We start from the raw sequence: 24159 nt of genomic DNA on the forward strand, positions 1-24159 counted from the left end.
TTCAAGGTCATGCTTTGAGCGTTTTGGCACTATCACATGACTTTTCAGATCAGTAAGCTCATCCGATGATTTCAGGAGGAATACGCGCTGCGTTTGGAAAATAATGAAACAAGCCCTACATTTTACCCATGCCAATGGCATCCCTGCGGCAACCTATCAGAAATTTCTGGACTGTTTCCAGCCTGAATATGAGGTCAAAGCGATTCCCTTGATTGGCATGAAGTCGCAATATCCGATTACGCCAGACTGGCACTATCTGGTCGATGAAGTCATTGCAGATATCGAGCAGCAATTTCCTCAGCAGCAGGTGGTGGGTCTCGGACATTCCTTTGGTGGTCTGGTGACTTTGATGGCAGCGTATCGACGTCCGGAACTGTTTTCCAAACTGTTAATTATGGATCCGCCATTTATTATTGGAAAAAACAGCGCCATGTTTGAACTGGTTAAAAAGCTGAATCTGAAAAGTATCGATCGCTATACACCTGCAGGAATTACGCTAAAACGCAAGGATCACTGGCCATCGAAACAGGCCGCAGTTGATGCACTCAGATCAAACCGCTTATTTAGTAATTTTGATGAGCAATGTTTTGCTGATTATATCGAGAGTGGCATTCAGCCAGAACCTGAACGCGGTGGGGTGACTTTGAGCATTCCAAAACAGGTAGAAGCGGAGATTTTCCGGACTGTACCGGCATGGTGGTGGCGTACGCCAAGACGACCACCTGAAGTGCCGATTCATCTGATGACTGCAGAGCAGAGCCAGTTTTATCAGCAGGGTTTGCCGCAAGGCATGCACAAGATTTATCGGATCGATTATTCAGTGGTCGAGGGCGGACATATGTTTCCGCTTGAGTATCCGGAAGAGACTGCAAAGGCGGTCAAAGCTCAACTTATACTGTTGTAATCGTCATAAAAAAGAGACGACTGGTACCACTACTGTTCCACAATTTTAACTAGGCTATAGTTTGAATTGTATGGAGTAATAAAAGCAATTCGATAGTGTTTTTAAATATCTGATATTTATACTTGGATATTGCGCAGCCTCATCTTTCCTTTAAAAGTTTAAATGGATTTGTGCAGGCGCAACCCTACTTTGGAAAGCCCCAAAGTAGGCAAAAGTCTCTTATTACCCATACACGACGTCCTGTCGTGATAGGTAGTGTGTGGCATCCCTGCCACACGCGCGTAACTTAAAGCTAATCACTTTAACTTTGGGACAGTAATCCGTCTAGTACGTCTCTTTTTATATCATTTTACGCAAATCGGAAAATTAACGCAGCTGCGAATCTTCCAGATGGCGAGCGCCTTCCAGAATCATCCGAATCATGAGCATGGTCTGTTCGGCAATTTCCTGGCGGTCTTCAGCCGGCATGTCAATGACATTGGCCCCCATGTTAAACACCAGTTGAGTAATGGCTTTGGCGGCAATATCGGCATGTAATAACTTTCTATTATTCAGGCGTTCCAGACGAATCAAATCATCCTGCAATTCCTGCTGAAAATAATTTAACTGGCGTTCTACAGCCTGTTTATACGATTTTGAACCGGTATAACCTTCACGCAATAACAGGCTTAAATTGCCTTCATCTGCATCCAGCTGAGCAATAAAAATTTCGACCGAACTACGAATAATACTGCTTTGTCGGGAGGCTTTTAAGCGTGCTTCATGCAGAATCTGACGTAATACAATCCCGGCACGATCAATCAGCTCAATGGCCAGCTCATCAATATCTTTAAAATGACGATAGAAACTGTTTGGCGCAATACCGGCCTCACGTGCGACTTCGCGCAGGCTCAACGATGCAATACTTTTTTGTGGACCAATCAGGTTTAATGCTGCCTGAAACAGTTCTTCTTTGGTAATGGTGGCCTTGCGACCGACACTCCGTACGATAATCGGCTCATCAATGCTTTTCGATTGTAGTAGAGATGCGTCACTGCTTATTTTCATTGAAGGCTCGTTCATCAATAGGTTCATGCATGAATCGTTTGATTATAACCGAGCACGACAGGCTTGTGAAATGAATGGAAACAATACACATGTATATACAAATATATATACATGTGTATAATAATTCAAAACCTCAAGATGATGTCGATAACGATGCATGTACTCCAAAAACTTAAAATGCCGTTGAATGCACTGTCTGACAGTGTCGTCGATCAGCATGCGATTAATTTCTGGATTCAGAAACTCAATCCGATATGGTCGTTGAATCAGCCATTGGGCAAGATTGTGCACAAGGAAAATGCTGCACAGGATATGCTGAGTCTGAAAATTCAAGTGAATCGTTTATTTAAGTTTGGTAAAGCGGGGCAACACCATCCGGTCTATGTGGTGGTGAAGGGCATCCGTTATGAACGTAGCTATAGTTTGACCCATGTAGATGCCCAGCATGTGTTATTGACTGTGAAAAAAGTCCATGCCGGTAAAGTCAGCACCTGGTTTGCAGAGCAGGCGCAAGTGGGTGATGTCATCGAATTTGGTCAGCCTTATGGCGATATGACTGTGCCTCAGCAGGCGAGTCCACTGATCTTGCTTGCAGCAGGCAGCGGGATTACCCCAATGCTGAGCATGCTGGAAAGCCTGAGCAAAAAGGGTGAATTATCAACACCAGTGAGCTTGTGGTACTGGGTTAAAAAACATCAAGATGCAGCATTTAAAGCACGTTTCGAAGAACTTACTCAGAAACATGCAAATTTCTCATTTCATGTTTATGCCACGCAAGAACAAGCTGCGGCAGCTCGTCTGAATGAAACTTATCTGACAGATTTGCAAAATCTGGAAAATAGCACGGTCTATTGCTGCGGCCCGTCAGGTTTTGTATCGACTGCAGAGCAGCTGTTTGCTTCAGCCAAAGAGTTTAAGGGTGAAGCCTTTAGCATGAGTCTGGCGGATCAATCCGATATCGGCTTTATTAATGTCACCCTGACTCAGTCGAAAAAAATTGTCAGTATTCCAAAAGGCCAGTCCATTTTGGTGAGTCTGGAACAACAAAATATCAAACCGACACATGGTTGCCGTATGGGCATTTGTAATAAATGCGCCTGCAATAAAGTGGAAGGTTCGACCAAGAATTTGGTAAACGGCGCACGAAATACTGAGCCAGGTAATCTGCTCAAAATTTGTGTTAACTCAGCGCAGACTGATCTAGTCATCGACCTATAAGCGAGTTTTATCCTATGAATATGCCAGTAAAATTTCAATATTTTAAAAATCCTAAAAACCGTGAATTATCACAAGTAGAACTCGATGAACTTGCACGTGAACTTGATGCGATCAAGCAAGAAGTGCTGGATGATTTAGGTGAAAAAGACGCGAAATATATCCGTCGTGTCTATTCAACCATCCGTTATTCATCAATTGCCGGTCGTGCGCTATTGTTTGCAGGCTGGTTCCCACCAGCATGGTTGCTAGGCACAGGTCTATTAGGCTTTGCCAAAATCATGGAAAACATGGAACTGGGTCACAATGTCATGCATGGTCAGTATGACTGGATGAATGATCCTAAAATGAATGGTCAGACCTATGAATGGGATATCGTAGGTACTTCGGATAACTGGCGTCAAACCCATAACTTTAAACATCATACTTATACCAATATTAAAGGTATGGATGATGATATCGGTTATGGTCTATTGCGTCTGTTCCCAGAACAGCGCTGGAAACCGGGTTATTTATTACAACCGATTTATGCGGTGCCATTCTGTTTGCTGTTCCAGTGGGGCGTGGCCATTCAGAACCTTGAATTGGGTAAATATTTCAAAGGTCGCAAAAGCAAAGAGCAGACCAAAGAAGAATGGCGCCCAATGCAGAACAAAATCGGTAAACAATTGTTTAAAGATTATGTGTTCTTTCCATTGATTGCAGGTCCTGCTGCTTTGCCAGTTTTGACGGGTAATATGGTGGCCAATGGTCTGCGTAATATCTGGACGTTCAGTATTATTTTCTGTGGCCACTTTACCAAAGATGTAGAGGTGTTCCCGAAATCGGTACTGCAAAATGAGAGCCGTGGTCACTGGTATATGCGCCAGATTCGTGGTTCATCTAACCTGACCGGTTCTGAAGCATTCCATATCTTGACGGGTCATTTAAGTCACCAGATTGAACATCATCTGTATCCTGATGTGCCTGCCCGTCGTTACCGCCAAATGGCGCCAAAAGTTCAGGCGGTGTGTGAAAAATATGGTTTGAACTACAACAATGCCAGTCTGGTAAAACAGTATGGCAGCGTAATCAAACGTATTGTGAAATATGCATTTCCGTTTAAGAAATAATATTTCTTAAAGCTAAAAACCACCTTATTTGAGGTGGTTTTTTTATGGATGAAGCTTATATTTAAACAAAAAAGTCTGGATGATTCAGTCATCAGATCTGCCTTAAAAGTATCATTGAGCGACAACTCATCTGTCATTTAAGTGCTTGTTAAAGATTATTATGGCGTATCAATAAAGCGGAAATTTTAAAGCCCTAATATGTCATTGAATCGGATGGTAGATTAATTTTTGGCAATTGCTGATCTTGTCCTTCCAGATAGCGTTGATGTGCCAAACTCAGCATTTCCTGATCTTCTTCGCTGTTACCATAGGCATAAATTTCAGCATAATCTTCCAGACGATATTTTTCTAAAATTCTCAGTTTCTTCTGCGCATTACTACAATCTGGAGTCTGATAAAATCCTGTTATTTTTCCAGCTTTGATTTCAACTTCGCTACACAGTAAATCGATATTTAAATAGGTACAGACCGGTTTCAAGTATAAATCCAGTGATGCTGAAACCAGCGCGATCTCATGACCCAGTTGCTGATGTTGCCGAAGTTGCTGCAACAGTTTTGGATTAAACTTAAAGACCAGCTGCTGGGCATAGTCCTGCGCCAGTTGTAAAATTTCTTCTGCATCGCTGTCCTTAAACATGTTGCCATACAATTTTGGACGCATCGCATGGGCAGGGTACAGCTTCAGATAATAGGCCTGAATCCAGGGCAGGAGACGAATGCCGCGTCTTAAAATATGCCGTTTTTTCAAGGCATAGAAAATGAACCCGGTAAAACTGTCGTCTGTATACAGGGTGCCATCAAAATCAAATAAGGCTAGAGTTTTAGGTGTTTGATTTTGCGCATGCATGTTTGATATCGACCATCGACACGGGTGGCAAACCAGTTGGTATTGTAATCACGACTCAGTTTTGGTCCAGAAATGACCACTTCCGGCATGATTGCATACATCGGATCTTTGCCTGTTTTTTCCTGATAGAGCTTGCTGATCCCACGATAGGTCATGGTATCTTCAAAATCTTTCTCTTTTTCTTTCTTTAAATCGGCGCGGATTTGACGTTCGGTAATAATAAAATTATTTTTCGCAAATACACTGATCAGCTCACGCTCGGATTGACTCTTCTGCGAACGGATCGCGCCATCTTTGTTATAGAGTAATAAATCGCCATCCAGATCGAGTTCAGCTTCAGTTAAATCATTGAGCATGCTCTGAAAAGCGGCATTTCGGCTGGAATACATGCCCGAGTTATAGTCTGCAAAACGGTAGATCGGTTTGTCATAATCTGCAGGATACATCATCAGACGATGAATCCCGTAATATAGGCCGCCATATTGCGTATAGACATCGGAGCGTAAGGCTGCGATGTTGCCACCTTGACGTTTATATTCCTTGACATAACTAATATGCACTTGCATTGAACCCAAAGTGGTAATCGGATTCATTTTCTCGCCAATGTTCTGGCCGACCAGTTTTGCAGCACCGGTCAGTGCGCTGACATGGTAATGCTTCGACATATAGTCAAATATTTCACGATATAACTCATCCAGTTCGCGTTCGGTTTTTACCCGGCGCATCTGGCTTAAATAGTTATCTTCTGGGCTTGGATGGTTCTTGAGTACTTCCTGGAAATATCCCGCAACTGTTCCACCGATTGCTTGTCCGAGTTTATCTTTGAATTTTTCTTCAAGACGATCCTGAACTTCTTTAACCGCTTTTTCTCCCAGACCTGGTACTGTAGGGTCTGCCACAAAATTGGATTCCTGATCGACCACGGCCACAATCGTGCAGACATTTTCCTTGGTTTGAGGAATACCCAACTGTTCGGTGATGTCGTAAATATCTTGTGCCCAGGACTCACGCTGATTTACCCGACTCGGAATTGCTTTATGAATATGTTCAACTTCAAGTGTCGGTTCATCATCTTTTGACCACCATGAGCCATTGCCACAGCCGGCAAGACCCAGAGAAAGTGCAAGTACAGACAATGACTTAACAGAAAAACAATCAGCAAAAGTTTTATTCATGGTGTGGTAAATTAATTGAAAAGATGAGCGAATAAGGCAGATGCAGTATACTATGCCCATCAAAAAAGTGATGAATTTATATGTATATTGGTCCATATCAACTGTCCAACAATTTGATTGTCGCCCCGATGGCAGGTGTGACTGACCGTCCGTTTAGAACCTTGTGCAAGTATTTTGGTGCAGGTCATGCGGTCAGTGAAATGATGACCTCAGACAAAACTTTGCGTATGAGCAAAAAAAGTCTCTACCGTGCCAATTTTGATGGGGAACTGGCACCTATCTCAGCCCAGATTGCCGGTTCAGATCCACAAGATCTGGCTGAGGCTGCGCGTTATCAGGTGGCCAATGGTGCACAAATTGTTGATATTAATATGGGCTGTCCAGCCAAAAAGGTCTGCAATCGATTAGCCGGTTCAGCCTTGCTACAGGATGAAGATTTAGTTGCCCGTATCTTGGATACCGTCGTGGCTGCGGTCGATGTGCCGGTAACTTTAAAAACCCGTCTGGGGTATTTAAATGGTCATGAAAATATCATGCGGGTGGCAAAACGTGCGGAAGATGCCGGAATTGCGGCGCTGGCTTTACATGGCCGTACCCGTGAAGATATGTATTTAAATACCGCCCGCTATTCACTCATTAAAGATGTAAAAGACATGTTGAATATTCCCGTGATTGCCAACGGAGATATCGACAGTCCTGAAAAAGCCAAATATGTACTGGATTATACCGGTGCAGATGCCATCATGATCGGACGTGCAGCACAAGGTCGTCCCTGGATTTTTCGTGAAATTGCCCATTATTTAAAAACTGGCCAATATCTGGATGCGCCGAGTATTACAGAAGTTAAGGATGTTCTATTGGGACATTTGGCTGAGCTATATGAGTTTTATGGCGAGTATTCCGGTTGCCGAATTTCCCGGAAACATATTGCCTGGTATACCAAAGGTCTGCGTTCAAGCAACGAGTTTCGTCAGGGCATGTATCAGGTAGAAAATACAGCTGATCAATATCGTGTAGTAGAAGATTATTTTAATACTTTACTTGAACATGGCTCAACCATGAGTGATGTTCAGGTCGAACAGGTCAATTTATTAGAGACCAAATGATGGCAGGCTAGTAGGAGGTAATCAAGAAATATGTTTTGTGTAGAAATACTACCTTTTTTATCTTGAGCGCGTCGATTTTAGCACGCTGTTTACACTTAAGCCGGTCAAATACATAGCACAACATTTTGTTGACTTAAACCGGACAGGACTTGGACATTGCTTACTTAAACTTGTTCTATGATGGATTCATCTAATATGAACAGGAGGTGATCCTTCTTGTTTGTAGTCATCACCAAGGGAGATCTGTAATGACAAATACCAATCGTCCAGTCACAGAATTTAGCCATAAAACGTCAACGGAATTGCCACAAGAACGCAGCGAAGGCTTAAATATAGATCCTACTGATGCCAATGCACGTCCGGATTTAAATACTCCTGAAAAAGATAATCCGAATGTGCCAGATATGAATGAAGGCAAAGATAATCTGGCTGCGACCAGTGCGGGTACAGTAGGTGGTGCTGCTGTAGGGGCCGTTGCAGGTCTGGTCGGTGGTCCTCCAGGTGCAGTGGTGGGCGGCATTATCGGTGGTGTGGTTGGTGGCATTGCCGGTAATGATATTGCAACATCAGATCGCCAAAAACAGGCAGATAACTACCAGCATCCAGAAGTTCGAAGTGAGGCAGATAATTATCAGCATCCTGACCAGTTGATTGCCGAAGATAATTACTGGCGCGATGAGTATCATAATCGCCCGTATTTTAATGAAACGCGGAATAGCTACAGCGATCTAGATTATGATCGTGACTATCGCGGCGCTTATCGCGTAGGTTATGAAAACCGTGCCATGTATGATCGTGATACAGATTTTGACCATGCGGAACCTGAACTACGGACCAAGTGGGAACAGGTGAAAGGTGAATCCCGTTTAAATTGGGAAGAAGCCAAGTTTGCAGTCAAAGATGCCTGGCATCGACTTACCCGCTAAGTCCGACTGAATAAAAAACCTCTCTAATTAGAGAGGTTTTTTATGCTGATAAATTTTAGAGATGTTTCATTTCCAGCACCAGCTGATTGATCAGATCGGATGCTTCCATTTCACGAATTTGTGCCACATTTGAGCCTGCCCAGAACGCGCCATAACCCTGATCACCATGCTCGGCTGCAGCAGCATGTAATTGCTTGGCCAGATCATAGGTATAAGGATAAGCCGGCACATCCAGACGATCGGGTGTGTCGACATCCATATGCCAGTGGTTGATGATTCCGCGAGCAGGGCGGCCGGAAATACTGGCACTGACTTGAGTGAGTGGCTTGGAAAGCAGGGCTTTACGATAAGCCTCATTGGCATTGGACGATTTGCACTGTACAAATGCAGTGCCAAGTTGCACGGCATCGGCACCGAAATCCAGCATTTGTCTTGCCTGTTGGCCGTCCATAATCCCGCCTGCGGCCACAATCGGCAGGGAACAATGCTGTTTGATCAGTTTCACCAGATTAGAGGTTTTGACCGAAGCATCGAATTTGGTACTGAAAATTCCACGATGACCGCCGGCTTCAATGCCTTGGGCAATAATAATATCAATTCCGGCAGCTTCAATGGCTTTGGCTTCGGCAAAATTGGTCGCAGAAACCATGGTTAAAATTCTCGCCTGTTTTAAGGCTTGAATCTGATGTGGATGCGGAATGCCAAAATGAAAACTGACCGCCCGTGGTTTGGTTTCCAGCACCAGATTCAGGAAGTCATCATTGTCTTTAAAGCTCGGATAAATACAGTTTAAATGCTCGGGTGGCTGCGCCCCATATTCAATAAATTTATTTTTAAACTGTGCGATCCATGCCTGCGCGACAGCTTCATCTAGGGGCACACTGTCATGACAGAAAAAATTCACCTGAAAAGGGCAGTCTGTCAATTCCTGAGTTTTTAAAATCTGTTGTCGTGCTGCCTCGATACTGCTGGCTCCCAAACCGAGTGAACCCAAGCCGCCTTGATTGGACACATCAGCTGCAAGTTCAGCTGTAGAGACACCTGCCATCGGCGCCAAGAAAATAGGATGTTTAATTCCGAGATTTTCTAATAAAGACATAGATTTGCTCCTTGTTATGTTTTTACTTTGCCCTTGAGTTCAAAATTAAGCAAATCATATTGGTTATTTTATTTTGAAATACTTAAACTTTGCTTAGCTGTCATTTACATTTCTCACGACACGCTATGTCGCTAGCCAGACAGATCAACTATAGCGCTGCAATTGAAGACTTTATAATAGCATTTTGGTCAAATCTTTCTGAGCTCATGTCTGATCGTATCCGTGAAAAACTGCAAATTTTAGCCGATGCTGCCAAGTATGATGTGTCCTGTTCATCCAGTGGAAGCAATCGTAAAAATAAAGACAAAGGGGTAGGAAATACCGGCAATGGTATTTGTCATAGCTACACCGAAGATGGCCGCTGCGTTTCCTTGCTGAAAATTCTATTTTCCAATGTCTGTATTTTTAATTGCTCTTATTGTGTTTCGCGCCGTTCCAATGACGTCAAGCGAGCAGCATTTACCGTGCAGGAAGTGGTGGATTTGACCATGAACTTTTACCGCCGTAATTATATTGAAGGTCTGTTTTTAAGCTCGGGTATTTTTAAATCAGCCGATCACACTATGGAGCGGATGCTACAGGTGGTGAAAAAACTGCGACTAGAAGAAAACTTTAATGGCTATATTCATTTGAAAACCATTCCGGGTGCATCTCAGGAAATCATTACCGAAGCCGGACTATACGTAGACCGCATGAGTATTAATCTGGAAATGCCGACTGAAGCCGGATTACAGAAGTTTGCGCCTGAAAAAACCCATGCCGAAGTACAAAAAGATTTGGGGATTGTGCGGGATCGACTGATCCAGCTCAAAGATGAACGCAAATTGATTAAATCGGTGCCAAAATTTGTACCTGCCGGACAAACCACACAGATGGTGGTGGGCGCACACAGTGAAACTGACCAAGACATTATTTTAATGGCCGATCGGCATTACAAGGAATTTAAGCTGAAACGGGTGTATTTTTCCGGCTATATTCCGATTAATCCTGAAGAAAAAGCCTTACCGGTTGTCGGTTCAGCGCCGCCATTATTAAGAGAAAACCGTCTATATCAATCCGACTGGTTAATGCGTTTTTATGAATTTTCTGCCGATGAAATTGTCGATGACCAGCATCCGAATCTGGATCTGGATATTGATCCCAAACTCAGCTGGGCCTTGCGACATCCTGAAGCTTTTCCAGTTGATATTAACCATGCCGACTATAAAATGATTTTGCGTGTACCGGGTATTGGGGTAAGTTCGGCCAAAAAAATTGTACAGGCACGCCGTTTTGGTCAGATTCATATCGATCAGCTAAAACGCATGGGTGTGGCATATAACCGCGCACAGCATTTTATCCGCTGTGCTGATACGCCAAAATTTAAGAAAGATCAGCAATCGCATCAGATCCGTCAGCAAATTTTACAGTCTGGTCAATCTAAATATCAGCAGCAGCTTTCACCACAGCTTGGACTGGCATTCTGATGGCCTGTTACTGTTTTGATGGCAGCATGACCGGCTTGCTCAGTTGTGTATTTCGGGCTTTTGAGTTTAAGGAATTGAATGCCCGCATCACTGCCAATCCACAAGCACAAAATGGCCTGTTTGATGAATTTATTTATGTTAGCTCTAATGATGAGCATGGACAGCGGGTCTGGCAGGGGCTCAAGCAAAAAGTCTCCTCCAGCAGCTTGCGTGCCTTTTACTATACTTTTCTGTCGGAACAAGAAGCAGCGTTTCAGATTCTATTTGATTTCGCGGTTTATGTATTTCAAAACCAGCGACCTGTCGATAAAGATTATGGTCATCATGCGGTTATCGGTATGTCGCAATGGGCCAAGCAAGTCGGACGGGAAAAGCACCGTATGGAGGCTTTTGTACGCTTTAAAAAGGCCAAGGATGGACTATTCCTGAGTCTGGTTAAGCCAGACTTTAATGTTCTACCGATTATTTCCCGACATTTTCAGGAGCGCTATCAGGATCAATCCTGGCTGATTTATGATGAGCTGCGCAATTACGGGATTTATTATGATTTAGAGCAGGTACATCAGGTCGAGATGAATGCTGAAGCAATTGATTCACAAATCCAGATTGGGCACAGTCAGTCATTCAGTATCGAACTGGATGATGATGAATGGCTGTATGATCAGCTCTGGAAAGATTATTTTAATAGTGTGAATATTCAGACACGTAACAATATGAAACTGCATATTCAATATGTACCGAAACGCTACTGGCGTTATATGAATGAGAAAACACTTTAAACAGTACATCTGGCATCTTTCAGGCATAATAAGCGTTTATATTTAGATTGAGTGCATAGATATGAAGGTATGGCTAACGTCATTGGCGCTGCTCATTGGATTAACCGCATGCTCGAAAGAGCCACAAAAACCGGTCGTCGATCCAGTCAAATATCAGGTTCAGACAGCGCAGGAATTGCAGCAACGTTTTGATGCACTCAATAGCCAATTGGCTCAGGATTTTCAGAAATTTAAAAAACTAGAAAGTATTGCTTTCTCACACCAGTTTCCTTTAGATGTGAATAATCTGCAAACTTTAAACCGTCATTTGGTCAGCAGTACGGCATTAAAACCAAGTAAAATTGCCTATTGCGATATGATGAATGCTTATTTTGCCGATATGTATCGTTTGGGGCATTATAATCTGGAACTGGTCGATGGCATCCAATTGCCGAATGCTGCCAATGAAAATCTAAAAGACAATTTTTCGAATGCCGATCACTTCTATACTTTTATTCTGGATCGCTATACCACTTATCGTCAGGTTCAGCAGACCATGGGTTATGGTTGTAATTTAAAAGCCGCGCTTTAAATCTTAAAGATAAAAAAGCCCATCATTAAGATGGGCTTTTTAATTTAAATGATTAACAACCTGTAATTTTTTCAGCTTGTGGTTTTTCTTCCGGGAAGAAGATTGGACGAAGTTTCACCCCAATACCATTACCGATAAAGGCAAACACCAGCCATAACCAGCCATGTAAACTGCCTGAAGCGATGCCACTGAAATACGCACCAATATTACAGCCATAAGCCAGGCGTGCACCATAGCCGAGCATGATGCCACCGACAACAGCAGCAATGAGCGAGCGTTTCGGAATGTTGAAATTCGGGGCAAATTTACCAGCCAGACTGGCTGCCAGCAAAGCACCGAGCATGATGCCAAAGTTCATCATCGAGGTAATATCAAACCACAACGACTCTGCAAGTGCTTTGGCATTGCCAGCTTTCTGCCAATAATCCCATGCAGTTACATCAACACCCACTAAAGTGGCGCCTTTTGCACCCCAAACTGCCAGGGCAGAAGTCACGCCCCAAGGACGACCTGCAAGTGCCAACGTCGCAAAGTTGAGCAGGGTCAGAATAATCCCGCCCCAAATCAGAGGCCATGGACCACGAATAAAGCGTTTCCAGCCTTGATGCTCACTGCTTGGTTCTACTTCCAGACGACCATGACGTTTCTTTTCGAAATAAACAGTCGCCGCAGCAATCAGTGCAAAAATAACAAAGCTCAGCAGTAATCCAGGCATCACCCCTAAACTCTGTACCAGAGAAATAGGTTCCAGATGCGGCAGGGCAAACCACCAGTCTAAGTGTGAGGTTGCAATCACAGAGCCGATACAGAAGAACAAGAGTGTTACCAGCATACGTGCACTACCACCACCCACGGTATACAGCGTACCCGATGCACAACCACCACCGAGCTGCATGCCGATGCCGAAAATAAAGGCACCAATCATGACTGACATGGAAATAGGATTGACGTTACCTGTGACCGGGTTGCCAAACAATTCACCCGCACCTAAAGCCGGGAAGAATAACAATACTGCTAGAGCGAGCATAATCATTTGTGCACGCAGACCACGACCGCGACGTTCCTTGATAAAGACGCGCCAACTCGAGGTAAAACCAAATGAGGCATGGTACAGGGTCATGCCTAGCGCACCACCGATTAAAAATAACAAGGCCTGATTTAAGCCAACGATCTGATAGGCACCGATTGTACCGATCACAAGTAAAATAAAAGCCACCCAGACCGAAATATTCGACCGTTGGGAAGCAGCAGCAATGACTGACATGGGAGATTAAATTTTAAAAATAAAGGCTGGTATTCTACTGAATTTCAGCTTAAATGCAGCCCATTTTGGCCAATGAGTGAGTATTAAGTCATTCTTATAGTTAATAAGTTTTATCACTTTATCTGATTGATGGGAGTGAATTATAAAAATAAATCTAATGGAACATTTCATTATTCTGTAATTCTCTATACTTAAGCAGCTTAAATAAATTGCAGATTTAATCGTATGGTTTTATGCCTATAGATCAGTATCGAGCATTTTTGAGTTTCTGGGTTTTCAAATGAAGTACATAAAAAAGCCTGCAAATTGAATCGCAGGCTTTTTAAGCATTAAACTGAGAGCTAAAATCAGTTTTCAGCTTTTTCTCGAACATTGCCAGCACCTTCTTCAACCGCAGCTGCAGTGGCCGCAGTGGCTTTTCGTGCTGCTTCAGCAGTAGCATCTGCTGCTCGAGACGTTGCAGCAGCAGCTTCGTCAGCTGCTTGAGCTGTATTTTCCGCTGCATTATCCAAGGCTCTTTCAGTGTCTACCGCAGCTTCACGGCTTGCATCTTGCATATCATGACCGGCTTGATCTGCTGCATTTTCTAAATGCTCACCTGTCGTTGCCCCGGTTTCAGGTGCTTTATCTTTGTTACAGCCGACCAAGGCAACAGTTGCCACTAAACCTAAAGCAATCATTAATTTATTCATCGAGTAATATCCCTTGTTGTTGTATAGCTGCCAACTAATTTAACAGTCATTTCTTAAAGTTTATGCTAGAAAATAGATCAAAATTTGTTGATTAACTGTAACTTTTTTCAATACTTATGCTGCTTTAACTCGCTCATAACTTATTTAATAAGTTGTTTTAAGTGTATTAGATGAGTCAGATCCAGAAACTAAGAAATTTCTAATTTAATAAGCATTCAAGGATGATGGAGGTGAACAGGGTATATTATTAATCTTGCGATTTAAGTTGTCAGTCGTGTAAAAAAGATGATTTTAAGCAATAAAATCCCAGTCATAAAAAAAGCCCGCAGGGTGCGGGCTTTTTAAAGAGAAAATTAGAGACCAGCAGAGGCTTTAAGTGCTTCCACTTTGTCGGTTTTTTCCCAAGTAAAGGCCGTATCAGAGCCTTCACGGCCAAAATGACCATAAGCCGCAGTCTGCTTATACATTGGCTGAATCAGATCCAGCATGCGGGTAATGCCATATGGGCGTAGGTCAAAGTGCTCACGAACCAAGGCAATAATCAATTCTTCAGATACTTTTGCAGTATTAAAAGTGTTGATTGAAATTGAAGTAGGTTCAGCAACACCAATCGCATAAGACACCTGGATTTCACACTTGTCTGCAAGACCAGCCGCAACGATATTTTTTGCTACATAACGCCCTGCATAGGCAGCAGAACGGTCAACCTTAGATGGATCTTTGCCAGAGAAAGCACCACCGCCATGACGCGCCATACCACCGTAGGTATCTACGATAATTTTACGACCTGTCAAACCACAGTCACCGACAGGGCCGCCAATCACGAACATACCCGTTGGGTTGATGTGGAATTTGGTCTCTGCATGGAACATATCGGCAGGAATGATTTTCTTCACGATTTCTTCAATCACAGCTTCTTTAAGATTGGCTTGTGAAATTTCAGGATCGTGTTGAGTCGACAAAACCACAGCATCTAAACGAACAGGTTTGCCATTTTCATAAGCAAAGGTCACTTGGCTTTTCGCATCTGGGCGTAACCAAGGCAAAGTTCCATTACGACGAAGCTCTGCTTGTTTTTCCATTAAGCGATGTGCATAGGTAATTGGCGCAGGCATTAAAACGTCAGTTTCACGGCTGGCATAACCAAACATCAAACCTTGGTCGCCGGCACCTTGATCTTCAGGTTTCTGACGGTCTACACCCTGAGCAATTTCAGGTGACTGTTTGCCAATCATGTTGATTACGGCACAGGTCGAACCATCAAAACCCAGATCAGAATGGTGATAACCAATACCGTTCACGGTATGGCGTACTACCGCTTCAAAATCGATATTGGCCGTCGTTGTGATTTCACCGGCAAGTACAACCGCACCTGTTTTTACAAGCGTTTCACAAGCAACCCGTGCATAAGGGTCTTCTTTTAAGATTGCATCCAAAATAGCGTCACTGATTTGGTCAGCCATTTTATCTGGATGGCCTTCGCTTACAGATTCCGAAGTAAATACAGCGTACTCGCGCATAGTCCTATCACAGTTAATTTTAAAGACCCGATATGTTACATCGAGTTGCGCTCTAGGACTAGCTTAACACGACAAAATTGGTCGAAATTGTTTCAAATTATTGTGTTTTTAATTGATTAATAGAATTAAAAAAATTGATATGTCGATTTAACCGTCATTGCTGATTTGGCAAGGAGCGACAAATTAATCCGGATTTTCCCAGATGTAGCAAAATTAAACAGTTATATTCTCGAATAAATTTTAAAAGATCGCTGATTGGAAAAATATAAAGCTAAAATCTGAGCAATTTTCAGGAAAATGATTATTACATTAATACGCTCGCATGTGATTCAACATGATTCGACTAGCTGTATTGTTGTTGCATCGGCTTCTCTGCATATTAGGCCTAAGGTTTCACTACTGGCCGGTTAAGCATGGCCAAGATTCTTTTTGTATGGGCTTCTTGAAGTAAGACTGTACGGAGATAAGTCATGATGTATCAAAAGGCATTTACCTTAATTGAGGTGATGATTGTACTGACGATGATGGCGATTTTAGCCACCATGGCGTTTATGAGCTATCAGGGCTATGTGGTACGCGCTCAACTGGCTGAAGTGTTTGAGCAGGCTGGCACATATCGAACTCAGTTCATTGCCTCAGGTCAGCATTGTGATGCTGGACGCGAGATTGGAGGGAATACACGATATATCGAAAAAGTGGTGATTAATGCAACATGCCGAATTGAGTTTAAGCTGCGACAGCAAGGCCTAGATGCAGCGATTCGGGGTAAATCAATTGCATTTGATGTCTATACGGGAAAATGCTTCTCGACTGATATTTATCAGCGCTATTTACCTAAAAGCTGCCAGGGGCGCTAAGCACGCTTGTTGCTTATGATTGAGCCTAAATAGATGTAAGCTTTTCATCTAAAAAATAAATACGTTGATCGATCTATTGATAAGAATGAATCATCAATGCTTTCCATCATCAACGAGAAAATTATATGACACATCTCGCTTTGAACGGATGGAGCCGACTTTAGATTAAAAACGAATTAACAGCCAATTCTAAAAAATCCAGAGTTGAAAAGCTCAATCAGACAATAATATGCTAACTATCATGTCTAATAAATCCCTCGCAAAAGTGACCAGAGAAAACAGAACTAGAGAGAAAAATGTGGAATAATTACCCGATAAGGAAATACAAGACTAATAAACTGATAAATGTTGTTGCTTAGTCTTTACCCCTCGCTGTTTTTTTAAGACAATAGACCATAGTTTTGAAAGTCTTTTCATCATTTCCTATTTCTGAATATTTTGGACTCTGATTTATGACAACCCCGCTTAATGAACGTCGTATTGCAAACGCAATTCGTGTATTGGCAATGGATGCTGTGCAAAAAGCAAACTCAGGACATCCAGGTGCTCCAATGGGGATGGCAGATATCGCTGATGTGGTTTGGCGTGAATTCCTGAACCACAACCCGACCAACCCGAATTGGGCTAACCGTGACCGTTTTGTATTGTCAAATGGCCATGGCTCTATGCTTCAATATGCACTGCTTCATTTAACGGGCTACGATCTTTCGATTGAAGATCTAAAAGCATTCCGTCAACTTCATTCTAAAACACCTGGTCACCCGGAATTGGGTTATGCACCCGGGATTGAAACGACGACTGGTCCTCTAGGTCAAGGGATTGCCAATGCTGTTGGTTTTGCGCTGGCTGAAAAAACCTTAGCCGCACAATTTAATAAAGATGACCTTCAGGTTGTGGATCACTTTACTTACTGCTTCCTGGGCGATGGCTGCCTGATGGAAGGTATTTCACATGAAGTGTGTTCATTGGCAGGTACCTTAGGTCTTGGTAAATTAATTGCCTATTATGACGACAATGGCATCTCGATTGATGGTGAAGTAGAAGGCTGGTTCTCTGACGATACCGAACAACGCTTCTTGGCTTACGGCTGGCAAGTACTTAAAGTAGATGGTCATGATAGCGAAGCGCTTCGTGCTGCAACTTTAGCAGCTAAAGCTGAAACTGCTAAGCCAACCATCATTATCTGTAAAACAGTGATTGGTTTGGGTTCACCAAACAAGCAAGGTAAAGAAGACAGCCATGGTGCGCCACTCGGGCATGATGAAATTTTCTTGACGCGTGCAGCATTAGGCTGGACTGACGAAGCATTTGTTATTCCTGAAGATGTGTATGCAGCTTGGGATGCCAAAGACAAGGGCGCTAAAACTGAAGCAGCGTGGAATGAAACATTTGCTGCCTATGCTGCAAAATATCCGACTGAAGCGGCAGAGCTAAAACGCCGTATGTCAGGTGATTTGCCAGCGGACTTCGTTGCAAAAGCAGATGCTTATATCGCTGAAGTGAATGCTAAAGCTGAAACCATCGCGACACGTAAAGCAAGCCAAAATGCATTGCAAGCACTGGTTCCATTATTGCCAGAAGTTCTAGGCGGTTCTGCTGACTTGGCTGGTTCTAACCTGACGCTGTGGAAAGGTGCGCAAGGTGTACAAGACAATGCAGCGGGTAACTACGTACATTATGGCGTGCGTGAATTCGGTATGACTGCAATCGCCAATGGTGTTGCGCTGCATGGCGGTTTCATTCCTTATGTGGCTACATTCCTGATGTTTATGGAATATGCACGTAATGCAGTACGTATGTCTGCCTTGATGAAGCAACGTGTGATTCATGTGTACACACATGACTCTATTGGTCTCGGTGAAGATGGTCCTACGCATCAGCCAATCGAGCAAATTGCATCTTTACGTGGTACACCAAACCTGAATACCTGGCGTCCATGTGACACCGTTGAAGCTGCAATTTCTTGGAAGTCTGCATTGACTCGTTCTGAGGGTCCGACAGCATTAATCTTCTCTCGTCAAAACTTAGCTTTCCAAACTCGTACTCAAACACAAATTGAGAACGCTGCGAAAGGTGGTTATGTATTGGCTGAAGAAAAAGGCGAATTAAAAGCGATTATTATTGCAACAGGTTCAGAGGTTGCTTTGGCAATGGAAGCTTATGCACAGCTTGAAGGCGTGCGTGTTGTGTCTATGCCATGTGCTGAAGAATTCATGAAGCAAGATGCAGCGTACCGTGAAGCAGTTCTTCCATCCAATATTCGTGCGCGTGTTGCGGTTGAAGCAGCGCATGTAGATTATTGGTGGAAATTCGTTGGTCTAGATGGTCGCGTAATTGGTATGAGTACTTATGGTGAATCTGCACCTGCAAAAGACTTGTTCCAGCACTTTGGTATTACCACTGAAGCCGTTGTTGCAGCAGTAAAAGAAATTACTGCTTAATCAGCCCTTTAAAAGTTTAAAATGGCGTCCCAGTTTTGGGGCGTCTTTTTGTTTTTTGGTCTTTTTAGCTCTGTTTTCATGTGACAAGAGTTGAAGAGTTCTCTTGATAATTGAATGCAAAAAGTGAGATGAACATGAGCTTGTACGAGCAAATTAGCGAAGAAATTACTCTGATGGATGCAGGCGAACAGAAATGGATCGGGCAGGATCTACCTCTTGAGGCCATGATGGCGGTTGAGTTAATGCTGCAAGAACTCGCGGAAGAAAAAGTCATCAAAGTCCGCCGTAAAAACCATGAAAAGACGACTGGCCTAAAACAGGTTGATCGTATTCTGGTTGAAAAACTGTAAAGCTAAAATACTAAAAAGTCCCTGATTGGGGCTTTTTTTATGCCAGATGATTTTTGTCTGGAAGTTGCTTATCAAAACCAGATGAGATAAAGATAAGCTTGTAACTCGCTATAGAACTCAGCACCCTATCGAAACGGCTTATATTGATGAAATAGGCAAAAGAAGTTGGTAAACATGAAAATAAATTCCCAGATTCAGATCAAATCTTTAGAGCAAATATCACAGTACCAATGGCTGCCTTTATGGCAAGAATATCAGGCTTTTTATCATGCGAAGATCTGTGACGAGGTCAGTGAAAATACCTGGGCGAAATTACACAGTACTGAGCTAGATTCGATGTATGGATTTGCTGCATTGCTTGATGAAAAAGTGGTGGGCATTGTACATGTGGTCGAGCATGACAGCAGTTGGACGCTACGGCCTTATGCTTATTTGCAGGATTTATTTGTGCCTTCGCAGTATCGAGGTCAAGGTATCGCTTGCAAGTTGATTGAACAGGTTTATCAGGTGGCAGAACAGCGTAATTGTGACCGCGTTTACTGGCTCACGCATGAATCAAATCGTCAGGCACAAATGCTCTATGATAAAGTGGCCAAAAAGACCGGATTTATCCAGTACCGTATGGATTAATAATAGAAATTTAAAAAATAACTTACAAATTTATCGTTTCATCGCTGCAACAAAACGTTTTATCTTTAGAGCTGTAAATATTTCTTAATTCTATACACTGAATAACATCCAAAACGAGAGATAAAAACATGAATTTCAAAACATTAGCATTAGGCTTAGCGGTTTCATCTGTAGCAACATTTTCTATTGCAAAACCAGTAACCTATACAATTGACCCGACCCATACTGCAGCCGTATTTAGCTGGGATCATTTCGGTTTTTCTACGCCATCTGGTAATTTCTCTGATATTCAGGGCAAAATCGTGGTGGACAATGAACAACCGGCAAAGTCAGCTGTGCATGTGACAATTCCAGTATCCAGTATTAATACCAACGTGACAGCTTTAGATGATCACTTAAAGAAAGCCGATTTCTTTGATGCAGCAAAATATCCAAACATCAGCTTTAAAAGTACCAAAGTAGAAACGCAGAACAAAAAGAACTTCAAAATTACTGGTGACTTAACTATTAAAGGCGTGACCAAACCTGTGGTATTGGATGCTGTTTTAAACAAACAGGCTGAACATCCAATGATGAAAGTTCCAGCAATTGGTTTCAATGCAACCACTTCATTTGACCGCTCTGCATTTGGTTTAGGAGCAAACGTACCGAGTGTGGGTGATAAAATTACTGTTCAGATTACCACTGAAGCCACTGTACCTGCGCCTACAAAGAAATAAGATTCTCTGTATGGGTAGTATGAAAAAGCACCTGATTCAGGTGCTTTTTTATCAAATAAAATGACTTAGATCTAATCACGATTCAGAATCAGCAGACAGCCAAAACTGATAAAGATCCCGCCTGTAACTCCATCAATCCATTTGGCAAATTTTTGATAATAAGTCGTCATCTTCGGCATTGAAAAAATAATGGCTACAACCGTAAACCAGAGCAAACTTTCGATAAAGACCAGAGCTAAAAGAGAAGATTGTTCTGATAGTTTTGCATTAGGGCTAATCGCCAATGCAAATACACTGCTAAAGTAAATCAGGGCTTTGGGGTTGGCCATGTTGGTGAAAAAACCTTGCAGCAATAATTTAAGATACGACGGCTGAACGATAGAAAGAGCTTCTGCTTTCGAATTTGTTAAAGGTAGAGGTGTCTTAAAGCTCGACTTCAACATCAAACTGCCCAGATAGAGCAGATATAATCCACCCAATAGCATTAAGATCTGCTGTAACCAGACCATTTTCTGAAATAAAAAATGCAGGCCGCCAAGTGCGCAAATTGACCAGACCAGAATGCTCAATGAAATGCCGAGGGCTGCACATAAAGCATGCTTTCTGGACTGCCGGATGGCACTTTGGGTGACAAAGAAAAAGTCCGGCCCTGGACTAATCAGGGCAAAAAAATGAATCACGGCAATGCCGAATAATGCGCTCATAATGTTTCTACAGTCGAGAGGAAGAGTTTAGCCTGGAATGTATCTGAGACTAGGATACGATATTTAATTGCGCCAGATATTGCTCTAGTACAGTTTGCGAGGTAGTTTCCAGTACAGGCGCAAACTGAAGATTGGCAGCGCGTAGTGCAGGAATATCAATTTTAGCCTGACTCAATTCACAGCTATGGCCAATCAGCCATTTCTCTAAACTTTCACTGGCCACTTCAGCATGGAATTGTAGTGCTAGAATATTCTGTCCTACCCGAAAGGCCTGATTTGGATAAAGATCAGAGCTGGCCAGTAATTCTACCTGTTCAGGTAGGTCAAAGGTATCACCATGCCAATGCAGGACGTCAATATCCTCCAGAGCTTTTAGTGGATTGTTTTCAATAGAAGCAAGACTGAGTTTAGACCAGCCAATTTCCTTCACATCTCCGGGGTAGACTTTAGCATTCAATGCAGCAGCAATTAACTGCGCACCTAAACAGATGCCTAAAGTCGGTAAATTCTTTTCCAGTCGAACTTTAAGTAAGTCTATTTCTTGTTGTAAGAAAGGGTAATCCTCAGTTTCATAGACTGCAATCGGGCCACCGAGAATAATTGTTAATCCAGGATGTTTAAAAGCCTTGGTAAGATCATCGATGCCAGCTTCGAAATAACGCACACGTAAGCCGAGCTGATAAAAAATATCTTCCCAAGCGCCTAAGTCTTCAAAAGCCAGATGTTGAATGGCATACACGGTATCGGAGAGGTGGGCTAAGTTCAGCATAGTTTTTTGATATCAAGAGAATGATTTAATTTAACGTGAATCAAAAGCAAAATAAAAGGTTTATCTACCGATCCTGTGCAAAATAGAAAGCAATGAACATCGCTGCGCTATCAGAAAGTTTCTAAACATTTTCGGGTGATCGCTACATGAAGCAGTTCATTTTTTCTTTTGTATAGGAAAGAGAGTAGAGTAAGACTGCCGTACTGAATAAAAACAACAAGTCTATCAGGAACAAGGATATGCAAAATATACGTTTATATGTCGATAAAAATAGAATCAGCCCTTATGCCATGTCGGTTTATGTTGCCTTAAAAGAAAAGGGTTTAGATTTTCAGGAAATTGTGATTGATTTAGATCAGCAGCAACAGAAATCTGCGACTTATCAAGCCATTTGTCCAAGTGCTAAAGTTCCGTGTTTAATAGTAGATAACTTTAGCCTGTTTGAATCATGGGTAATCACTGAATACTTGGAAGATGCCTTTCCAGCTCCAAGTTATCCGGCCTTATATCCAAAGGAAATTCAGGCCAGAGCCAAATGTCGCGCCATACAAGCCTTGGTCAAAAGCGATTTTATGCAAATCCGTCAGCAAATGCCTTCCGATTCGGTATTTCATCCACCAAAAATATCTACACCTCTTACAGCTTCGATCACTGAAGAAATTCAGCGATTGTTAAATGTGGCAGAACATATGCTAGAGGACATATGGTTGGCTGAACACTGGTCAATTGCAGACTTTGATCTGGCCTTTATGTTGCATCGTTTGCTGAGCCATCAGGTGAAACTTCCTGTGAAAATAATAGAATATATCGAGCGTAATTTTAGGCGGGCTTCGGTACAGGCCTGGCTGGCAGAACACGAAAAAGCTAAAACTTTAATTTAATGCCGACTGATAAAACAGTTCATAAAAAAATCTACTTAAATAGATAAAACTCAAGCGTAATATGAATCAGAACAAAACTTGAAAAGATGCTGAGGATACAGTCCTCGTTGAATAAGAAGGAGGTAGTGGCCGGTGGGGAATTCACATCATCATGAACATAGTCATGTCACTGTGACTGCAAAAAATGCCAAAAAATTATCAATAGCGTTGGCATTAACCACGACTTTTTTAATTGTGGAAGTGATTGCCGGTTTTCTGACTCAAAGTCTGGCCTTGCTTTCTGATGCCGCACATATGTTTACTGATGCTGCGGCACTGGCGATTGCACTGGTGGCTATCAAGATTGGGCAAAAACCGGCAGATAACAAACGCACGTTTGGCTATCAACGCTTTGAAATTCTGGCGGCCTTGTTTAATGCCTTAATGCTCTTTGTGGTGGCGATGTATATTTTATTCGAAGCCTATCAACGTTTAAGTAATCCTGCTGAAATCCAGAGTCTGGCGATGATGATTGTGGCAAGTTTAGGACTCGTCATTAACCTGATATCGATGAAAATTCTGGTATCGAGCAGTCAGGAAAGTCTGAATATCAAAGGCGCTTATCTGGAAGTACTGAGTGATGCGCTGGGTTCAGTCGGTGTTATAATCGGGGCGCTGGTGATTTATTTTACCGGCTGGATGTGGGTAGATACACTGATTGCAGTCTTGATCGGATTTTGGGTTTTGCCACGTACCTGGATTTTACTGAAACAGAGCATCAATATTCTGCTGGAAGGTGTACCGGATGAAATTGATATTGAAAAACTGCGTCATGATCTTTTAGCACTCGAAGGCGTACAAGATATTCATCAGCTTAAAGTCTGGGCGATTACCTCGAAGAAAGTCATGCTGACGGTACATCTGGTCGCGCCGCATGTCGATTATAAAAAGCTGCATCATCAGGCTTTTGAGATGTTAAGCCATCAGCATCATATTACCGAAATGACCTTACAGATTGAGGCAGAAGACTGCTTGCCAGAACAGCGCGAGCAGTTTCCTCATCGGCATTCACATACCGAACCACATCAGCATTAAAGCACACCACT

General features: G+C 42.7%; 24 protein-coding genes. 15 read left to right on the plus strand and 9 right to left on the minus strand.

Annotated elements, in window-relative coordinates; all coding sequences use genetic code 11:
* Nucleotides 1–103: 103 nt before the first annotated feature.
* Complete coding sequence (locus tag FTU95_RS01940) at nt 104–904, plus strand: alpha/beta fold hydrolase (RefSeq protein ID WP_180077365.1); 801 nt, start codon at nt 104–106, stop codon at nt 902–904.
* Nucleotides 905–1270: 366 nt separating this feature from the next.
* On the opposite strand, the gene fabR is transcribed toward FTU95_RS01940, so the two are convergent.
* Entirely contained in the window at nt 1271–1951 is a 681-nt protein-coding gene (gene fabR, locus FTU95_RS01945) for an HTH-type transcriptional repressor FabR (RefSeq protein ID WP_005096625.1), read from the minus strand.
* A 153-nt stretch (nt 1952–2104) separates the two neighbouring features.
* On the opposite strand from fabR, the gene FTU95_RS01950 reads away from it, so the two are divergent.
* Both FTU95_RS01950 and FTU95_RS01955 read left to right on the plus strand, forming a co-directional pair.
* Entirely contained in the window at nt 2105–3169 is a 1065-nt protein-coding gene (locus tag FTU95_RS01950; RefSeq protein ID WP_218944606.1) for a flavin reductase family protein, read from the plus strand.
* A 14-nt stretch (nt 3170–3183) separates the two neighbouring features.
* Nucleotides 3184–4278: an acyl-CoA desaturase gene (locus FTU95_RS01955; protein WP_005096627.1), complete on the plus strand. Its 1095-nt coding sequence runs from the start codon at nt 3184–3186 to the stop codon at nt 4276–4278.
* Between the two features lie 193 nt (nt 4279–4471).
* On the opposite strand, the gene FTU95_RS01960 is transcribed toward FTU95_RS01955, so the two are convergent.
* Complete coding sequence (locus tag FTU95_RS01960; protein ID WP_005096629.1) at nt 4472–5125, minus strand: HAD family hydrolase; 654 nt, start codon at nt 5123–5125, stop codon at nt 4472–4474.
* Nucleotides 5092–6300 (minus strand): DUF1615 family protein, encoded by a 1209-nt coding sequence (locus FTU95_RS01965; RefSeq protein ID WP_180077367.1) that lies wholly within the window; start codon nt 6298–6300, stop codon nt 5092–5094. Before FTU95_RS01965 ends, FTU95_RS01960 begins: the two co-directional genes overlap by 34 nt.
* Nucleotides 6301–6380: 80 nt before the next feature.
* Here FTU95_RS01965 and dusB point away from each other — a divergent pair, with 80 nt between their 5' ends.
* Together dusB and FTU95_RS01975 are read left to right on the plus strand one after the other, a co-directional pair.
* Nucleotides 6381–7406 carry a tRNA dihydrouridine synthase DusB gene (dusB, locus tag FTU95_RS01970; RefSeq protein WP_100328724.1) on the plus strand — a complete coding sequence of 342 codons (1026 nt, stop codon included), beginning with the start codon at nt 6381–6383 and terminating at the stop codon, nt 7404–7406.
* A gap of 248 nt (nt 7407–7654) precedes the next feature.
* Nucleotides 7655–8332 carry a hypothetical protein gene (locus FTU95_RS01975; protein WP_180077370.1) on the plus strand — a complete coding sequence of 226 codons (678 nt, stop codon included), beginning with the start codon at nt 7655–7657 and terminating at the stop codon, nt 8330–8332.
* A gap of 55 nt (nt 8333–8387) precedes the next feature.
* Here FTU95_RS01975 and FTU95_RS01980 read toward each other — a convergent pair whose 3' ends face one another.
* Nucleotides 8388–9431 (minus strand): nitronate monooxygenase family protein, encoded by a 1044-nt coding sequence (locus FTU95_RS01980; RefSeq protein ID WP_180077372.1) that lies wholly within the window; start codon nt 9429–9431, stop codon nt 8388–8390.
* Nucleotides 9432–9637: 206 nt separating this feature from the next.
* Here FTU95_RS01980 and FTU95_RS01985 point away from each other — a divergent pair, with 206 nt between their 5' ends.
* The 3 genes from FTU95_RS01985 (at nt 9638) to FTU95_RS01995 (ending at nt 12247) form a co-directional block, all read left to right on the plus strand.
* Nucleotides 9638–10897: a putative DNA modification/repair radical SAM protein gene (locus FTU95_RS01985; RefSeq protein ID WP_100355061.1), complete on the plus strand. Its 1260-nt coding sequence runs from the start codon at nt 9638–9640 to the stop codon at nt 10895–10897.
* Nucleotides 10897–11676 carry a TIGR03915 family putative DNA repair protein gene (locus FTU95_RS01990; RefSeq protein WP_180077374.1) on the plus strand — a complete coding sequence of 260 codons (780 nt, stop codon included), beginning with the start codon at nt 10897–10899 and terminating at the stop codon, nt 11674–11676. The genes FTU95_RS01985 and FTU95_RS01990 overlap by 1 nt, the downstream gene beginning before the upstream one ends.
* Nucleotides 11677–11737: 61 nt before the next feature.
* Nucleotides 11738–12247, plus strand: coding sequence for a hypothetical protein (locus tag FTU95_RS01995; protein WP_180077376.1), 510 nt, complete (start codon nt 11738–11740; stop codon nt 12245–12247).
* Between the two features lie 52 nt (nt 12248–12299).
* Here the strand turns inward: FTU95_RS01995 and FTU95_RS02000 are convergent, their stop codons facing one another.
* The 3 genes from FTU95_RS02000 to metK all read right to left on the minus strand — a co-directional run bounded on the left by FTU95_RS02000 (nt 12300) and on the right by metK (nt 15723).
* Complete coding sequence (locus tag FTU95_RS02000; RefSeq protein ID WP_180077378.1) at nt 12300–13511, minus strand: YeeE/YedE family protein; 1212 nt, start codon at nt 13509–13511, stop codon at nt 12300–12302.
* Between the two features lie 347 nt (nt 13512–13858).
* Nucleotides 13859–14203, minus strand: a complete 345-nt coding sequence (locus FTU95_RS02005; RefSeq protein WP_005096643.1) for a hypothetical protein — start codon at nt 14201–14203, stop codon at nt 13859–13861.
* 353 nt (nt 14204–14556) lie between these two features.
* Complete coding sequence (metK, locus tag FTU95_RS02010; protein ID WP_005096646.1) at nt 14557–15723, minus strand: methionine adenosyltransferase; 1167 nt, start codon at nt 15721–15723, stop codon at nt 14557–14559.
* Between the two features lie 473 nt (nt 15724–16196).
* Between metK and FTU95_RS02015 the strand changes: the two genes are divergently transcribed.
* The 5 genes from FTU95_RS02015 to FTU95_RS02035 all read left to right on the plus strand — a co-directional run bounded on the left by FTU95_RS02015 (nt 16197) and on the right by FTU95_RS02035 (nt 20720).
* Nucleotides 16197–16580 carry a prepilin-type N-terminal cleavage/methylation domain-containing protein gene (locus FTU95_RS02015; protein ID WP_074382886.1) on the plus strand — a complete coding sequence of 128 codons (384 nt, stop codon included), beginning with the start codon at nt 16197–16199 and terminating at the stop codon, nt 16578–16580.
* 452 nt (nt 16581–17032) lie between these two features.
* Nucleotides 17033–19021, plus strand: a complete 1989-nt coding sequence (gene tkt, locus FTU95_RS02020) for a transketolase (RefSeq protein WP_180077380.1) — start codon at nt 17033–17035, stop codon at nt 19019–19021.
* A gap of 134 nt (nt 19022–19155) precedes the next feature.
* Entirely contained in the window at nt 19156–19371 is a 216-nt protein-coding gene (locus FTU95_RS02025) for a hypothetical protein (RefSeq protein WP_005096650.1), read from the plus strand.
* Nucleotides 19372–19545: 174 nt separating this feature from the next.
* Nucleotides 19546–20001 (plus strand): GNAT family N-acetyltransferase, encoded by a 456-nt coding sequence (locus tag FTU95_RS02030; protein ID WP_005171309.1) that lies wholly within the window; start codon nt 19546–19548, stop codon nt 19999–20001.
* A 128-nt stretch (nt 20002–20129) separates the two neighbouring features.
* A complete protein-coding gene (locus tag FTU95_RS02035; RefSeq protein WP_005171307.1) occupies nt 20130–20720 on the plus strand; it encodes a YceI family protein in 591 nt (196 codons plus the stop codon).
* A 71-nt stretch (nt 20721–20791) separates the two neighbouring features.
* On the opposite strand, the gene FTU95_RS02040 is transcribed toward FTU95_RS02035, so the two are convergent.
* Together FTU95_RS02040 and FTU95_RS02045 are read right to left on the minus strand one after the other, a co-directional pair.
* Nucleotides 20792–21424 carry a LysE family transporter gene (locus tag FTU95_RS02040; protein WP_100357102.1) on the minus strand — a complete coding sequence of 211 codons (633 nt, stop codon included), beginning with the start codon at nt 21422–21424 and terminating at the stop codon, nt 20792–20794.
* Nucleotides 21425–21473: 49 nt separating this feature from the next.
* On the minus strand, nt 21474–22193 hold the full coding sequence (locus tag FTU95_RS02045; protein WP_180077382.1) for a glutamine amidotransferase: 720 nt from the start codon (nt 22191–22193) through the stop codon (nt 21474–21476).
* 239 nt (nt 22194–22432) lie between these two features.
* Between FTU95_RS02045 and yfcF the strand changes: the two genes are divergently transcribed.
* Nucleotides 22433–23074 (plus strand): glutathione transferase, encoded by a 642-nt coding sequence (gene yfcF / locus FTU95_RS02050; protein ID WP_180077384.1) that lies wholly within the window; start codon nt 22433–22435, stop codon nt 23072–23074.
* 132 nt (nt 23075–23206) lie between these two features.
* Nucleotides 23207–24148 carry a cation diffusion facilitator family transporter gene (locus FTU95_RS02055; protein ID WP_180000879.1) on the plus strand — a complete coding sequence of 314 codons (942 nt, stop codon included), beginning with the start codon at nt 23207–23209 and terminating at the stop codon, nt 24146–24148.
* Nucleotides 24149–24159: the final 11 nt, after the last annotated feature.

Source organism: Acinetobacter sp. YH12208 (genome assembly GCF_013418055.1).
Taxonomy (GTDB): Bacteria; Pseudomonadota; Gammaproteobacteria; order Pseudomonadales; family Moraxellaceae; genus Acinetobacter; species Acinetobacter pseudolwoffii.

Coding starts and splice junctions, on each gene's coding strand:
- FTU95_RS02015 (WP_074382886.1), top strand. CDS start 16,197: ATGTATCAAAAGGCATTTACCTTAATTGAGGTGATGATTGTACTGACG.
- metK (WP_005096646.1), bottom strand. CDS start 15,723: ATGCGCGAGTACGCTGTATTTACTTCGGAATCTGTAAGCGAAGGCCAT.
- FTU95_RS01995 (WP_180077376.1), top strand. CDS start 11,738: ATGAAGGTATGGCTAACGTCATTGGCGCTGCTCATTGGATTAACCGCA.
- tkt (WP_180077380.1), top strand. CDS start 17,033: ATGACAACCCCGCTTAATGAACGTCGTATTGCAAACGCAATTCGTGTA.
- FTU95_RS01990 (WP_180077374.1), top strand. CDS start 10,897: ATGGCCTGTTACTGTTTTGATGGCAGCATGACCGGCTTGCTCAGTTGT.
- FTU95_RS01960 (WP_005096629.1), bottom strand. CDS start 5,125: ATGCATGCGCAAAATCAAACACCTAAAACTCTAGCCTTATTTGATTTT.
- FTU95_RS01975 (WP_180077370.1), top strand. CDS start 7,655: ATGACAAATACCAATCGTCCAGTCACAGAATTTAGCCATAAAACGTCA.
- FTU95_RS02030 (WP_005171309.1), top strand. CDS start 19,546: ATGAAAATAAATTCCCAGATTCAGATCAAATCTTTAGAGCAAATATCA.
- FTU95_RS01950 (WP_218944606.1), top strand. CDS start 2,105: ATGCATGTACTCCAAAAACTTAAAATGCCGTTGAATGCACTGTCTGAC.
- FTU95_RS02035 (WP_005171307.1), top strand. CDS start 20,130: ATGAATTTCAAAACATTAGCATTAGGCTTAGCGGTTTCATCTGTAGCA.
- FTU95_RS01980 (WP_180077372.1), bottom strand. CDS start 9,431: ATGTCTTTATTAGAAAATCTCGGAATTAAACATCCTATTTTCTTGGCG.
- FTU95_RS02045 (WP_180077382.1), bottom strand. CDS start 22,193: ATGCTGAACTTAGCCCACCTCTCCGATACCGTGTATGCCATTCAACAT.
- FTU95_RS01955 (WP_005096627.1), top strand. CDS start 3,184: ATGAATATGCCAGTAAAATTTCAATATTTTAAAAATCCTAAAAACCGT.
- FTU95_RS02005 (WP_005096643.1), bottom strand. CDS start 14,203: ATGAATAAATTAATGATTGCTTTAGGTTTAGTGGCAACTGTTGCCTTG.
- FTU95_RS02040 (WP_100357102.1), bottom strand. CDS start 21,424: ATGAGCGCATTATTCGGCATTGCCGTGATTCATTTTTTTGCCCTGATT.
- FTU95_RS02000 (WP_180077378.1), bottom strand. CDS start 13,511: ATGTCAGTCATTGCTGCTGCTTCCCAACGGTCGAATATTTCGGTCTGG.
- FTU95_RS01940 (WP_180077365.1), top strand. CDS start 104: ATGAAACAAGCCCTACATTTTACCCATGCCAATGGCATCCCTGCGGCA.
- yfcF (WP_180077384.1), top strand. CDS start 22,433: ATGCAAAATATACGTTTATATGTCGATAAAAATAGAATCAGCCCTTAT.
- fabR (WP_005096625.1), bottom strand. CDS start 1,951: ATGAAAATAAGCAGTGACGCATCTCTACTACAATCGAAAAGCATTGAT.
- FTU95_RS01965 (WP_180077367.1), bottom strand. CDS start 6,300: ATGAATAAAACTTTTGCTGATTGTTTTTCTGTTAAGTCATTGTCTGTA.
- FTU95_RS02025 (WP_005096650.1), top strand. CDS start 19,156: ATGAGCTTGTACGAGCAAATTAGCGAAGAAATTACTCTGATGGATGCA.
- dusB (WP_100328724.1), top strand. CDS start 6,381: ATGTATATTGGTCCATATCAACTGTCCAACAATTTGATTGTCGCCCCG.
- FTU95_RS01985 (WP_100355061.1), top strand. CDS start 9,638: ATGTCTGATCGTATCCGTGAAAAACTGCAAATTTTAGCCGATGCTGCC.